13 protein-coding genes are annotated in these 13,768 nt (G+C 44.8%); 8 read left to right on the top strand and 5 right to left on the bottom strand.

The window, feature by feature from the left end:
* Position 1: 1 nt before the first annotated feature.
* The 4 genes from HYN49_RS14570 to HYN49_RS14555 all read right to left on the bottom strand — a co-directional run bounded on the left by HYN49_RS14570 (position 2) and on the right by HYN49_RS14555 (position 3,848).
* Positions 2-1,198 carry a DUF4350 domain-containing protein gene (locus HYN49_RS14570; protein ID WP_108904800.1) on the bottom strand — a complete coding sequence of 399 codons (1,197 nt, stop codon included), beginning with the start codon at positions 1,196-1,198 and terminating at the stop codon, positions 2-4.
* Complete coding sequence (locus tag HYN49_RS14565) at positions 1,195-1,830, bottom strand: DUF4129 domain-containing protein (RefSeq protein WP_146185125.1); 636 nt, start codon at positions 1,828-1,830, stop codon at positions 1,195-1,197. Before HYN49_RS14565 ends, HYN49_RS14570 begins: the two co-directional genes overlap by 4 nt.
* A 112-nt stretch (positions 1,831-1,942) precedes the next feature.
* On the bottom strand, positions 1,943-2,887 hold the full coding sequence (locus tag HYN49_RS14560) for a hypothetical protein (protein WP_108904798.1): 945 nt from the start codon (positions 2,885-2,887) through the stop codon (positions 1,943-1,945).
* The gene (locus tag HYN49_RS14555; protein ID WP_108904797.1) at positions 2,874-3,848 is read right to left on the bottom strand and encodes a stage II sporulation protein M; all 975 of its coding nucleotides are present in this window, start codon (positions 3,846-3,848) and stop codon (positions 2,874-2,876) included. The genes HYN49_RS14560 and HYN49_RS14555 overlap by 14 nt, the downstream gene beginning before the upstream one ends.
* Positions 3,849-3,868: 20 nt before the next feature.
* Here HYN49_RS14555 and HYN49_RS14550 point away from each other — a divergent pair, with 20 nt between their 5' ends.
* Positions 3,869-4,612, top strand: a complete 744-nt coding sequence (locus tag HYN49_RS14550; protein ID WP_108904796.1) for an RDD family protein — start codon at positions 3,869-3,871, stop codon at positions 4,610-4,612.
* A gap of 11 nt (positions 4,613-4,623) precedes the next feature.
* Entirely contained in the window at positions 4,624-5,223 is a 600-nt protein-coding gene (locus HYN49_RS14545; protein ID WP_108905096.1) for a trimeric intracellular cation channel family protein, read from the top strand.
* A 133-nt stretch (positions 5,224-5,356) separates the two neighbouring features.
* Here the strand turns inward: HYN49_RS14545 and HYN49_RS14540 are convergent, their stop codons facing one another.
* On the bottom strand, positions 5,357-7,123 hold the full coding sequence (locus HYN49_RS14540) for a T9SS type B sorting domain-containing protein (protein ID WP_108904795.1): 1,767 nt from the start codon (positions 7,121-7,123) through the stop codon (positions 5,357-5,359).
* A gap of 217 nt (positions 7,124-7,340) precedes the next feature.
* On the opposite strand from HYN49_RS14540, the gene HYN49_RS14535 reads away from it, so the two are divergent.
* Genes HYN49_RS14535 through HYN49_RS14510 form a run of 6 tightly spaced genes read left to right on the top strand, consistent with a single transcriptional unit; the run spans position 7,341 to position 13,766 of the window.
* On the top strand, positions 7,341-8,321 hold the full coding sequence (locus HYN49_RS14535) for a GNAT family N-acetyltransferase (RefSeq protein WP_317045846.1): 981 nt from the start codon (positions 7,341-7,343) through the stop codon (positions 8,319-8,321).
* Positions 8,322-8,330: 9 nt separating this feature from the next.
* Positions 8,331-9,431 (top strand): DegT/DnrJ/EryC1/StrS family aminotransferase, encoded by a 1,101-nt coding sequence (locus HYN49_RS14530; protein ID WP_108904794.1) that lies wholly within the window; start codon positions 8,331-8,333, stop codon positions 9,429-9,431.
* A complete protein-coding gene (locus HYN49_RS14525) occupies positions 9,432-10,718 on the top strand; it encodes an O-antigen translocase (RefSeq protein ID WP_108904793.1) in 1,287 nt (428 codons plus the stop codon).
* Between the two features lie 34 nt (positions 10,719-10,752).
* Positions 10,753-10,938: a hypothetical protein gene (locus tag HYN49_RS14520; RefSeq protein WP_108904792.1), complete on the top strand. Its 186-nt coding sequence runs from the start codon at positions 10,753-10,755 to the stop codon at positions 10,936-10,938.
* Positions 10,938-12,308: a class I SAM-dependent methyltransferase gene (locus HYN49_RS14515; protein ID WP_108904791.1), complete on the top strand. Its 1,371-nt coding sequence runs from the start codon at positions 10,938-10,940 to the stop codon at positions 12,306-12,308. Before HYN49_RS14520 ends, HYN49_RS14515 begins: the two co-directional genes overlap by 1 nt.
* Before the next feature lie 6 nt (positions 12,309-12,314).
* The gene (locus HYN49_RS14510) at positions 12,315-13,766 is read left to right on the top strand and encodes a hypothetical protein (RefSeq protein WP_108904790.1); all 1,452 of its coding nucleotides are present in this window, start codon (positions 12,315-12,317) and stop codon (positions 13,764-13,766) included.
* The last annotated feature ends 2 nt before the right edge of the window (positions 13,767-13,768 follow it).

Below are 13,768 nucleotides of genomic sequence, written 5' to 3'. Positions count from 1 at the left end.
ATTAACTGACTATTTTTTCGATGGCCTGGCTGATTTCAATCAAATCGCTTTCTACGGCTTTGTAGTCGCTGCGGCTTTTATTGATCAGGTACACCAAATGTTCGATATCTTCAGGGTTTTTCCCCGATTTCAATTGCAGTTTCTTGATGAACTGCGCGTCAAGAACCGTCGTGTCTATCATATAATCCTGACGTACTTTCTCAAGGAAGTAGATAATCTTCTTCTCAATGATATTGTCGTGGTCGCCCTCCTGGAAATATAAATTCCCGATGGTTTTGGCAAAATCTATTGTTGTGTTTGAAAGCGGTTTGATGATCGGCACAATGCGCTGCTTCCTTTTTGCATTAAAAATAAGGAATCCCAGCAGTCCGAATAAGAAAATATACCAGGCCCATGTGAGTTGCGGATTCCCTAAGATAACCCGAAGCATCGACTCCGGTTTCTTATTGCCGTCCTGGCCTTTGACATACCAGAGGATGTCATTTTTCGGGATGTAAGCCATGACTTTCTCCGCATAGGCTGCATGATCCTCTTTCAGCAAATGGAAGTTGGTAAAAGCTGCAGGCTGTGTATGCAGGATAAATGAACCTTCCTTAAACGGGACTTTTACGAAATTTACCCTGGCCGTGTCGCCACTCTGGTAGCCAAGGATTTGTGTTTTCAGCGTATCGATTCCTGAGAAATAACCGTTGCCAAGGCCTTCGGTGATTTTATATTTTTTGGAGCCTAATTTTGGGTTTGCGATCCAATTGTAAGTGTCTTTCTGGTATTGGAAATCGTAGCCTTGTTTTAGTTTTAGCGTGTCCAGAAGCCATTCGGGGATTCGCTTCGCGCTGATAAAGGCATGATTTCCGTCGGCAACAAAATTTAATAGCGCAGATACCGATTGTTCGTCGAGTGCCTCACCGCCGCCAATTGATAAAAAGGTCTTTTTAGGGCCTCCATAATGCATCGTTGAATCCTGGCTGTATGAGGAAAGAAAATATTCATAAGGCGTCACGGATATGGGCTTAATATCATTTCCTTTAAAGATGCCACGCATTTCGCGGTCAAAAATATACAATCCGAAGGGTTTCTTTTCGGTAATACCGTAAGTAGGCGTCCAGTCGATTGGTTTGGGCTGGCTACTGTCAATCACTGCGATCAGCACCACCAATACCACAATCAGGAAAAGGTATATTTTAATGCTCCTGCTCATGATGGTATGGATTTGATGGTTTTTTCAAATGCCGCAGCGGCTGTAGCGAGCGCTTTTTCATCGATGTCGAATTCGCCGTACCAGATGTAATTGTAAAGGTAGGACAGGTATTCGAAATTGGTCCTGAAATCCGCATGCTTCAATTCATTCAGGTAATCGGAATTGGTTTTTTCAGTATCCCATTCGATGTAGCCCTGTGCCGACATTTTCTTAAGCAGCCACAAATAATAATAGCGGATCATGAGCCTTTTTTCACCTGAAATTTTAGTATCGCGGATCAGCTTTTCAAAATCCACCGACTGCAGGTCTTTTTCAAGGTCGTCATAACGGAGTATGCTTTTGTCGGATCTTTTACCGAAAATCCACTTTCCTTCCTTATTCATTACCGCTTTTACGATCAGGAAGATGACAAAAAGGATGATGGCCCCCGCAAGGATCTTCATAAAAAGGTTTAATACGCTTTTTGATTTTCCATTGCCGTCATTCCCGCCGAAAACTTCCCTGAGCCACTCCAGGAAGCGTTCCCAGGCGTTTTTTTTCTTTGAGCGGGTTTCATAAATGAATTCGTCCGAATTGTATTTCTTCTTCAAATCCGGAAACGATGGCTTTTTAACGTCAGATTGATCGGTCAAAAGTGGTTTTGCTGCCTTTTTTAACTCGGTGGCCGGAGGGTTTTCGGCAAAGGCCAAAGCGGTATGGTTTCCTGAAAAAGAAAGTATGAAAAAGAAGAATATGAAGCAGGATTTAGTCAATGTCGGCCCCGATGTTATCTATTTCCAAATGCGCGGCATTGTTGAACTCGTTTTCCTGTGCCGTATAATAAATAAGGCCCTGGTTGACCACAAGCAGGTTGTTCAGGAAATAGCCTGCAAAAACCGAAACGACAAATATGAACGCCAACCCGATGGAAATAAAACCAAAGGATTCCGTTGGCGACTGGTCTTTGAGAGACGTAAAAAAGATGATCACTCCTGCAATATAAGGAATCAGCGTGACTGCAGATTGCAATATCTGTATGATGAAAGAAATTATCAGTGTAGAACCTACGATGGGCCAGAACCTGTCCCTCACAATTTCAAAACCACGTCCGAGCGATGGGAAAAAGCCTTTCTTTTCCAATATAAAAGTAAAATAACTCACACTTACCCACGAAAGGAAAGCGGGGCCGAGCACAAAGAATATCGGGATCATGATAATGGCCATTTCCTTGATGTAAAACAGGATGACGAATAAAACCGTCAGCGGGATGACCGTCAGGATGGAGGCCAGGAAAAAAATGAGCATGCGACCGATTACGCTTTTAATCCCCGACCATATTTGCTTGGATGTGAAATCATTGCAACGGTGTTTTTCAACCAGGCTTAAATAAACCACCGTATACGTTACGCTAAAGAGCGACAATAGCGTGAGCAGCACCAGCATCAATATCACCCCGGCACCGATCATTGCCAGTTCTCCGCCGCCCGTTTCATTTACGATGCCATTCTGGCCGGGTTCGAGGCTGTTCAGCATATTGTAAATAAAACTTTTCGACAACAGGAATATAATCGCGGAAAGGCAGAGCAGGATCCAGCCGTTCATTTTGAAATAATTTCCGAAGAAATGCTTGCCGTAGGTCCTCAGGAATGTAATGGTATCGGAAATATAATCGCCGAAATTTCTTTTTTTGTAAAGGTCAAATTGCTGCATCCTTGTATACTTTTTTGTTTACGATTGCGGGATAGATCAGGAAATAAAATGAAATCGCCGATAAGGTCGAAAGGATAATGAAAACACTCAGCCAATGCGGCATATCGATAGAATATCGCGTGATGAACCCTTCAAGGAAACCGGCGGCTATCGTGAAGGGCACCGTAGCCAGGAATATTTTCAGGCTTACCTTAAAACCGATCATCAGGGAATTGATCCTGGAATAGGTTCTCGGGAACAGTATCGAAGCGCCAAGGATAAAACCGGCTGCGGTTTCAATGACGATGGCGAAAATTTCCATTGAGCCGTGGATCCATATCCCGCGCACGCTTTCCCAGAATACGCCGTGCTGGTAAAAGAAATACTGGAACGAGCCCAGCATCACGCCATTGTTCAATGCGAGGTAAAAAGTCCCGAATCCACCCAATATCCCCGAGACAAAGCACATCGCGCCAACCCGCAGGTTATTTAACGTGATGGCGATAAAACCGCCCAGGTGGCTGCCGCTCTTATAAATCGCGACGGGATTCCCGTCCTTGATATTCTCCAGAGTAGTATTGACATAGCCGTCGCCGAGAATCAGCCGGCAGAAGGTATCATCATATGCCGCAGATAACGCACCAATGGCTACGGTCAGGAAAAAAAAGGCGAACGCGAAAATCAGGTAACGCCGGTATTGGTAGACAAGCAGCGGAACTTCGGTTTTAAAGAAATACACTACCCTATTGGTTTCGTGCCGCCTGGTCTTGTAAATTTTCTGGTAGATGGTCGAAGCCAGGTGGTTGAGGTAAACGACCGTCTTGCTTTTCGGGTAATAGGTCTGCGCATAGGAGAGGTCATTCACCAGGTGAATGTAAAGACTCGCAATCTCATCCGGATTTTTCTTAGTTTTGCCAAAAATGACCTGTTCGAATTCAAGCCATTTTTCTTTATTTTGCTTAATAAACGCAATTTCTCTCATCGCAGGCTAAAATAGAAAATATGACTCAATTATCAATTACGACCACCCAAAATGTTAATATTAATTTCACCGCAGCTTCCATAGGTGTGCGGATTTTGGCGTTGCTGGCGGATATATTGATCCAGGTCGCTTACCTCATTTTCATTTATTGGTTCCTTTACGGCGTGCTCGACTTTACCGAAGTGACCAGCGGCTGGGATTATTGGTCCGTGATGGCACTCAACGCCGTGATTTACCTTCCCGTAATGTTTTACACCCTTACGATGGAAAGCGTTTTTGAAGGGCAAACTGTCGGAAAGCGCCTGCTGAAACTCAAGGTCGTAAAAATTGAAGGCTACCAGGCTGATTTCGGGGATTACCTGATCCGTTGGCTGCTGCGTATGATCGACCTGTTTTTCTTATTCGGACTCATTGGCCTCATTACGGCATTGGTGACGAAAAAAACACAGCGGCTTGGCGACCTGGCAGCCGGAACTGCGGTCATCACGTTAAAGAACAACATTTCCATCGACCATACGATATTGCAGGAAATCGACTCACAGTACATACCAACCTACCCGACGGTGATACAACTCACCGACAACGACATCCGCATTATAAAGGAAACCTTTCACGTGGCCGTGAAAGACCGGGATTACAATATTTTTACCAAGCTGCGCAGCAAAATCGAGGAAGTCACCGGCATTAAGAACCAATCCGGCAGCGACGAGGTCTTTATCGGGATTATCCTGATGGATTACAATTATTATACCCAGAAAATGTAATGGACGTGACGCTGTTTTACCTGTTGGATATCATCGGGACCATGGCTTTTGCGGTCTCCGGCGCCTTGACGGCGATGAACAAAAAGCTGGATCCGTTCGGGGTGTACATCATCGCCTTCGTGACTGCGGTAGGAGGCGGGACGCTGCGCGACATCATGATAGGCCGCACGCCTGTGGGCTGGATGCGCGATCCCAATTATGTGTATTTAATTACGGCTGGTTTTTTCCTGGCCATCATTTTCAGAAAGAAACTGGACCACCTCCGCATCTCGTTATTCTTATTCGACACCATCGGTTTGGGCGTGTTTACGTTGATCGGATTGGAAAAAGGAATCAATACCGGGCTGCATCCGGTGATCTGCATCGCTTTGGGAACCATGACGGCGAGTTTCGGTGGCGTGATCCGCGATATCTTATGCAATGAGATCCCGGTGATCTTCCGCCGCGAAATTTACGCAACCATCTGCATCATCGGCGGTATGGTGTTCTTTGGCCTGAAGAAAACCGGATTGGAAAAGGATGCCATCTACCTGATCACTTCCTGCGTCATCATCATCCTGAGGCTGATGGCCGTGAAATTTAAGTGGTATTTATCGCCTTTAGAGCAGTAATTTGGGCGTGCCCCTCGTGCCTCGGGTCGGGCTGTCCGCTATATCTTTTTATTTTTCCTCCGCTGTGCTGCGTCAAAATAAAAAGGATGCCGCTGCCATCCCTCACGCAAACCCTGCACCCTGTAGCCTGCACCTATTTCTTCAAATATACGAACCCCGTCAATGGCTGCGGGTAATCCGGGTCGTTGAGCTCCAATATATAGAAATAAGTCCCTGCAGGCAAATCCTTCCCAAACATCCGGAATCCTTCTGACGACGTGCCATCCCAGTCCTGCTTGCTGTTGTTTCCGGTCCAGACCAGTGTTCCCCAGCGGTTGAATATCGACAGTTTGAAATTCAGGAAAATATCCCTTAAGCCGTCAATCAGGAAAGTATCGTAAAAATTATCAGGGAAAGGCTCTACAAGGTTGTACACTTTCGGCGGGCAGTTGCGCGTCAGTAAATCAAACGAAGTCACGCTGAAACAGTGCTCATTGGTGATCCGTACGAAAATCCTGCGCGGCGCTACCGTCACTACGCCTTCAGTGATGGTTATAGGATTGACATCTGCGGAAGCATCATTTTCCGTATTGAAAAAAGCGACCACATCGCCGGGGTTTATCCTTATTGCGTCCGCATATCCTGAAAAATCAAAGGTACCGCGACTTCCGCCTTCATTGCATGCCACCAGGTTTTGCGGCTGGTTGAACCCTGGCGAAACAATTAATGAGAAATCAAGTGAAGCAGTATTGTTGGTTTCATTAATTTCTTTTACACTCCCAACTCCGGCCGCATCACTGTCGACCACAAACCGCAAGGTGAAATCCAAGGGTACACCAGCCGGGATTTCCAGTGTAACGGTGCCGTCCTCGCTGCCACCGATCGGGAGTTCGGCAACCGTAAAAGCCCCGCCGATATACACGTCATCGGCGAATACTGCAATTTGTGTATGGGCCGGCAACGGATCGGTACTTTGCGGATTCGATACGGTATAATCCACGGTAATGAGCCTGGAATTACACGATTTTTCTGTATTACCTATAACAATCACCGCATCGGGAAGCTGGCTGTTGAGTTTGGTCACAATCGCATTGATCATTACGAAATCCCGGCCGGACTCCAGCTTTATCTTTGCTTCAATATCACCGACATGGATATTGCCCTGAATATCATACACGTCCAGGTCCATATTGTACAGCGTATCCGAAATGGTGAAACTGTTGGTGCCGTTGAAAGCATTGGTTGCCGGATTCAGGCCATTGCTCAGCAACTGCCCGTTGATGAAAAGGCTTTCTCCATCATCAATATTCTTATCGCCTTCCCAGGCCAGGAAACCGATTTTGGCATTGTCATTATCAATTACATTGAGGCTGTTGAGCGTGATTTCGATTTCAGGCGGAATCTTCTGCATGCCATCATAAACATTCAATTGGTTGAGCGGAAGGCCGGCATTTTCATAAACGACGATAATCGCCCAGCCCCCGAAATTCCCGCCACGCTCGCAATACGGTCCGATAACCGATGTCAGGTCCAGGCCGGTAAAAAGATAATCGGCATTGCCGGTAGCGATGATCTGTGGTGTAATATCTGCAAATCCGCCGAAACAGGGCAAACCCGCGCTGTTGATGATGTTGAACATGCGTTGTGCGGTAACAGGCTGCCCGTTCAGCGCCACATCAAAATCGCCTGTGCCGGATCCTGCCCAATAAAGGTAAGCGCTTTGTATAATGTCATCAGGGGCGAGTGCCAGTGTAGCGGATGATTCCGTAAGTATTGTGCAGGGTGGAGCCGGTTGGCCGTCCAGGGTATTGTTTTCTTCAGAGTTCAGCGTATTGCCAAAAAAAACAAAATCATATCGCCCGTTGAATTGCTGGTATAGCGAAATGTCTTGCGAATACACGCCACAGCAGGTGGATGCCATCAAGAGGCAATAAACAACGTGTAATTTCAGTTTCACAGCTGGTTTTGTTAGTAAGCAGCCGCAGTCTCGGCATTCAGTTATCAAATGTTGTGAACTGCATGCTGCAACTGCTGGTACAATTTTAGGTTTAAAGGTACAAATATTTTTATTGGATGTCATTTTACCAAAAGGCTGCTGCCGAAAACCAAAAAAATCAGTAATTTCCCCAAGTTAACAAATGCGCTTGAAAAACTATACCGTAATACGATACCGAAGCACTGAGGCTACAGGCTGGAACGATTTCCTGAAAACGGCAAAGAATGCCACTTTCCTGTTCAACAGGAACTTCATGGATTATCACGCAGACCGTTTCCCGGATTTTTCCTTAATGGTTTATAATGAGGAACGGCTCGTAGCATTATTGCCCGCGAATATTGATAACGGGACGATTTTATCACATCAGGGGCTCACGTACGGAGGGCTCGTTTACGGGAATCTTAAATTGCAGGAAGTGATTTTGGTTTTCCGGGAGATTTTGCTGTTCCTGCAGCAGCAGGGTATTCTGAAACTGGTCTATAAATCCATTCCGTCAGTGTATTGCCTTAAGCCTGCACAGGAGGTGGAATATGCCTTATTCCTGGCCAAAGCTCAAATCGTGCGCCGTGATGCATTATCGGTTTTGGCCCATAATGGCGAAAATGAAGTTTCCGATCTGCGGAAGCGCGGCATTAAAAAGGGCATTAAAAGCGGTTTGGTGGTTAAGGAAGAAAATCATTTCGAAGATTTCTGGAACCAAATCCTGATCCCGAATCTTGAATCACGGCATCAGGCAAAACCGGTGCATTCTTTGCAGGAAATTGAATTATTGGCTTCGCGGTTTCCGGAAAACATCCGCCAGTTCAATGTATACCATCAAAATAAAATAGTCGGCGGCACCACCGTTTTTGAAACTGAAAATGTGGCACATGCACAGTACATCGCTGCGAATGAAACCCGCGCCGAACTGGGCAGCCTTGATTTTTTATTCAATGAACTGACTCACAATATTTTCAGGGAAAAGAAGTTTTTTGATTTCGGAATTTCAAATGAAATGCAGGGTAGGAAACTGAATTCCGGGCTTTCCTATTGGAAGGAAAGCTTTGGCGCGACGACAATTACCCAAGATTTTTATGAAGTGGCGACAGCAAATTATACCCTGCTTGATGATGTTTTCATTTAAAAGATGCCTATGATACCTTTTTTGGATTTAAAGAAAATAAACGAACCTTATGAAGCGGGCTTCCGCCAAAAAATGGATGAGATCCTTGCGAAAGGCTGGTTTATTTTAGGCGATGAGGTCGGGGCTTTTGAAAAAAAATACGCCGCTTATTGCGGCACGAAGCATTGCATCGGTGTGGCCAACGGACTTGACGCATTGGTCCTGGTCTTAAAATCGTACATCCAAATCGGAAAATTGCAGCAAGGCGATGAGGTGATTGTCCCTGCCAATACCTTCATTGCTACGATATTGTCGGTACTGGAAGCGGGATTGGTGCCCGTTGCTGCGGAACCGGATATGCAGACATTCAACCTCGATCCAAAATCGGCCGCAGATAAAATTACGGCTAAAACCAAAGCCATTATTGTTGTGCATCTGTACGGGCAAATTGCAGATATGGATGCATTTTCAGCCATGGCAAAAAAGTACAACCTACTGCTGATTGAAGATGCTGCGCAGGCTCATGGCGCAAGAAACAATAAAGGTGTCAAGGCAGGAAACCTTTCAGATGCTGCGGCATTCAGTTTTTATCCGGCGAAAAATCTTGGCGCTCTGGGCGATGCAGGCGCGATTACCACAAATGACACTGCACTGGCGGCAATGGTTTCGTCTTTGCACAATTACGGCAGCGAGGTAAAATACCAACACGATTTTGCCGGTACGAATTCCCGCCTGGATGAAATACAGGCTGCTTTCCTGAATATAAAGCTCGACGGATTGGACCGCGATAACGCCCATCGCAGGAAGATTGCAGCGATTTATTCTGAAGGAATTTCGAACCCGAAAATCATTTTGCCTTTTTATGAAGGGGACCAGAGCCATGTGTTCCATCTTTATGTAATCCGGACAGGAAACCGCGACGCATTGCAGCAATTCTTATCCAGTCAGGGCATCAGTTCACAGATCCATTACCCGATTGCGCCGCACAGGCAAAAGGCACTGAAGGAATGGCATCATTTATCTTTCCCGATTACTGAAAAAATCCATGAAGAAGTCCTCAGCCTCCCGATTTCTCCTGTAATGACTGAGGAAGACGCACATTTTGTCGTTTCAGTCCTAAACCAATATTAATTGCGTAGCGCGAGGGCCATATGGAAATCATCCTTATTTAAAGCAACGTCTTTAAACTCGCTCAGCATCGCGCTGAAAATTGCCATTGGCCTGGTCACCTCTAAAGTGATAGCCATTTTTGTCGGGCCGTCGGGTATGGCATTGGTCGGGAACCTTCGGAATTTCCTATCGTCCCTGGAAACCATCGGGACGCTGGGTTTCCAGAACGGTATTATCAAGTATACTGCTGAAAATAAAGACAATAAGCCGGAATTCGACAGGATATTGTCGACCGTTTTCCTGTCGCTTGGCGTGGTAGCTGTAATACTCAGCCTGGTGTTATTCTTCCTGGCGGGCTTGTGGAGCGATATGATTTTCGGTGAAGCCTATCACTATGAAACCGTATTCCGCGTGCTTGCAGCCGCGATGCCCTGGTACGCCTGTTCATTACTGCTCGTTGCGGTGATCAACGGCCTTGGGAAATTCCGTGAAGTGGTATACATCAACATTTCGGGAAATATCATCGGGTTATTGCTATCTGTGATCTTCATTTCGCAGTACCATACTGTCGGGGCACTTCTTGCAGTGATTGTTGCGCCGGCACTGGTGTTCTTCGCCGCTTTGTTCTTTATGCCTGAGGAAATGTCGTTGGCAAAATATTTTAAGCTGAAGGATTTCTCTTTTCAGGTCATCAGGAAAATGTCTTCCTATTCGCTGATGGCGTTGGTCTCAGCATTAATTTCGCCATTGGTTTTTGTAGCCATACGGAACAGCATCATCCACACCGAAGGCATTGCAAATGCTGGTTATTGGGAAGCGATGAGCCGCATTTCGGGTTATTATATGATGTTTGTCAGTACCATCGTTTCAGTGTATTTTTTGCCGAAACTTGTAGGTGCTAAAAACAACAATGAAACCAAAAACGTCATTTTAAGTTTCTGGAAAAATGTGTTGCCGCTTTTTGCATTGGCGCTTCTGGTATTGTATTTCTTAAGGAGCTTCGTCATCAGGATATTATTTACCAAAGCCTTTATTCCTGTCGGGGACTTGTTCCTATGGCAGCTTTCCGGCGATATACTCAAGGCATTTTCGATGGTTTTGGGTTATAATCTGGTGGCAAAGAAGCATACGGTGGCCTTTATTGTCACAGAATTCATTTCGATGGCCGTCATGTATTCCGCGAGTTTGTATCTTGTGGATGCCTTTGGTATCGAAGGTGTGGTGATGGCGCACTGTATAACGTATTTTCTATATGTGCTTGCGCTGTTGGTGTTTTTCAGGAAAATCCTTTTCAGGCAGGGAGTTTGAAAATAATTTGACTAGTTTTGGAAAAATTATAAAAATGACCTCACTTTATTTCGATCCCGGAACCGGAGCCTTGATTGTGCAATTCTTCGCGGCAGCAGCGGCGGGAGTATTATTGTTTTACAAATCAATCAAGATGAAAGTAAAATCCCTTTTCGGCATAAAGCAAAAAGAATCAGATGATTTTATGGACGAAGATCCTGATAAAGACCAAACCAAATAATGGAGTCCAATAGAATACCTTCTTCTTTCCGCGACCCCTCAGGTTATGTTTACAAGGACGGAAATACCATAAAAAGGCACATCACGCCGTTGTACTTTAGGCAATATGAAAGCCTCACGGAAAGCGGTTTCTATAATGCCCTTTTTGAAAAAAAATACCTGGTCAGGCACTCGGAAATTTCAAAAAGCCCTGAGGCCATCATCATCGGATCCGAAAAAATCCCGTTTATATCTTATCCGTATGAATGGAGTTTCCTGCAATACAAACACGCCGCGCTGCTGACATTAAAAATCCAGAAGCTTGCACTTGAAAATAACTTTACGCTGAAGGATGCTTCCGCTTTCAATATTACGTTCCACAACGGGAAGCCGATTTTTATTGACACCTTATCCTTTGATTTTTATAATACTGATGAGCCCTGGCATGCCTATAAGCAATTTATAATGCATTTTTTAGGGCCGTTGGCCTTAAGCCATTATTACGGACTTGATTGCCTTAAAACACTCTCCGCCAATATCGACGGGATCAGCCTTGACAGGATTTCGGCGTTACTTCCATTTAAATCATACATGAATCCGATACTGTATACAAACATCCACCTGCCGGCAAAGTATGAGAAAAAGCACGCTGCCGCAGAAGCCAAAACCGCAGGTAAGCTGACGCTGAAATCACAGCTGAAACTCATCGATGCACTGTATTCCTACATTGAATCGCTGACAGTAAAACAGCAGACAGAATGGGATGATTACTACAACCAGACCAATTATGAAAAACAGGCTTATGAACAAAAAAAACAACTTACCAAAACCTGGGCAAGTGACATAAAGGCGCAAAGCGTACTGGATTTGGGCGGTAATGACGGCACTTTTTCACGCGAGTTGCCCGAAACTGTTGGCTTTGTCATCGTCGCAGATGTCGATCCCAATGCGGTGGAGCAGAATTACCGCAAAATCTTAAAAAATAAGGAAACGAAACTCCTCCCTTTAGTAGCCGATATTTTGAATCCGGCACCTGCCATCGGGTTTCATAATGCGGAACGTTTTTCACTGCTGGACAGGCTCCGGGAATGCCCTGTCGATGCCTGTATCGCATTGGCTGTAATCCATCATATCACTTTGTCCGGGAATATCCCGTTTGATATGTCGGCACGGCTTTTTGCCGATGTTTCGGAACATCTTTTAATTGAATTCCCAAACCGGGAAGATTCCTGGGTGAAATTCCTGCTTGACAGTAAAAGGGATTTCAGGGCACATTTCGATTTCTATAACGAAGATCATTTCGAAGCCGCCTACGGCCGCTATTTCGACATTCTGAAAAAAGAGCCGCTGGTGGCTTCGCACAGGACGCTATACACGATGAAAAGAAAATAATATAATATGGGCTTTGGCAAAAGCATAAAAGAATTTGTAAACAGCGATAAGGATTATCCTGTTTTGACGGGTTTTCTCGCGGGATTTTACCCGCTGCTGTTTTTTTATGATGCCAATTATGAATCCATCAATTCGATACAGCACCTGGCTTTTTTTGCCGGATTGTTCCTGATTCTGCCATCATTGAGCGTTTATGCCGCCTATAAACTGGTTTCCCGTTTCAGTAAAACGAAGCCTTATAAAAGGCATTTGCTTTTTATCCTGGTGATAGAAATTGCCGCCGCTTTCCTTTCGCAGGTACAATACCTGACGCTCAAAAAGAAAATATTGCTGGCATTATTGATCGTATTGGTTTTGTTGTCGAAGAAACTCCACGATCATTATAAAAAAGTATTGGTTTTCATGATGCTGCTTTGCATTTTTCCTGCTGTTAATGTGGTCAATACCTTCCTGTCAAAGCAATTCGTTGATACAAAAGCATGGATGCGGCAACCAGACCATGTCAAAAATGTGAAATTTGTGCAGAAACCCAATGTCTATTTCATCGAACCCGATGGTTATACCGGAAGTGATGCCATGGCCGATGTGCCCTATAAGTACCATGACACGATGTATGATTACCTTAAATTGCAGTCCTTTACGGTTTACGAAAAAACCATCAGTAATTATCCTGCAAGCCTGGCTTCAAATGCTTCCATGCTTGGGATGAAGCACCATTATCTCGGCAAAATCCTGTCTTCCCCGTTTGAAATGCAGGATGCGCGCAACATCATTTCAGCTGATAATCCGGTTGTGGAAATTTTCAGGAAGAATGATTATAAGACGTTTTTTATCGTTGAAGATGAGTATTTTCAGAAGAATTTTTCGAGGGGTCAATACGATTATTACAATATCCAAAATTCTGAAATCCCATTTTTCAGTGATGACAACAGCGTAAAAAAAGATGTGTACCGTGATTTGGAAAAATGTATTGCTGCGGAAAGGAATTCGGCACAGCCAAAGTTTTATTTTGTAGAAAAATTACTTCCGCACCACATCGCTTTTGATGGCTCAGGGGTAGCAAATGAAAGGAAATCATACCTTGATGACATCGAAACCTGTAACAAATGGCTTAAGAAAACCATCAGCATGATCGGTAAAAATGATCCAAATGCCATCATTTTGATTGTGGGGGATCACGGCGGATGGGTCGGGATTGAAAACAACCGGCAAATGTTCTCGACGAAAGATCCTAAATTGCTGCGTTCCATCTTCAGCAACCTTATTGCTATAAAATGGCATGATAAGGCGCATGTAAAATACGATGCAAAACTGCGTTCCAACGTGAATATCTTCAGGGTTTTGTTTGCCTGCCTGGGCCAGGACGCTACTTTGCTTCAGAACCTGCAGCCGGATGAGGCCTATCATATCCGGCAACATTCGTTTTCAAAAAAACCTGAAAAAGTACTGGAAAGATAGGT

The organism is Flavobacterium pallidum (genome assembly GCF_003097535.1).
In the GTDB taxonomy this organism is placed as follows: Bacteria; Bacteroidota; Bacteroidia; order Flavobacteriales; family Flavobacteriaceae; genus Flavobacterium; species Flavobacterium pallidum.
The sequence above is the reverse complement of the archived record's forward strand: the minus strand, read 5'-3'. Positions and strand labels throughout refer to the sequence as shown.

Excerpts from the sequence above, each read along its gene's own strand:
- HYN49_RS14570 (WP_108904800.1), bottom strand. The coding sequence starts at position 1,198 with ATGAGCAGGAGCATTAAAATATACCTTTTCCTGATTGTGGTATTGGTG.
- HYN49_RS14560 (WP_108904798.1), bottom strand. The coding sequence starts at position 2,887 with ATGCAGCAATTTGACCTTTACAAAAAAAGAAATTTCGGCGATTATATT.
- HYN49_RS14555 (WP_108904797.1), bottom strand. The coding sequence starts at position 3,848 with ATGAGAGAAATTGCGTTTATTAAGCAAAATAAAGAAAAATGGCTTGAA.
- HYN49_RS14550 (WP_108904796.1), top strand. The coding sequence starts at position 3,869 with ATGACTCAATTATCAATTACGACCACCCAAAATGTTAATATTAATTTC.
- HYN49_RS14540 (WP_108904795.1), bottom strand. The coding sequence starts at position 7,123 with ATGGCATCCACCTGCTGTGGCGTGTATTCGCAAGACATTTCGCTATAC.
- HYN49_RS14535 (WP_317045846.1), top strand. The coding sequence starts at position 7,341 with ATGCGCTTGAAAAACTATACCGTAATACGATACCGAAGCACTGAGGCT.
- HYN49_RS14530 (WP_108904794.1), top strand. The coding sequence starts at position 8,331 with ATGATACCTTTTTTGGATTTAAAGAAAATAAACGAACCTTATGAAGCG.
- HYN49_RS14520 (WP_108904792.1), top strand. The coding sequence starts at position 10,753 with ATGACCTCACTTTATTTCGATCCCGGAACCGGAGCCTTGATTGTGCAA.
- HYN49_RS14515 (WP_108904791.1), top strand. The coding sequence starts at position 10,938 with ATGGAGTCCAATAGAATACCTTCTTCTTTCCGCGACCCCTCAGGTTAT.
- HYN49_RS14510 (WP_108904790.1), top strand. The coding sequence starts at position 12,315 with ATGGGCTTTGGCAAAAGCATAAAAGAATTTGTAAACAGCGATAAGGAT.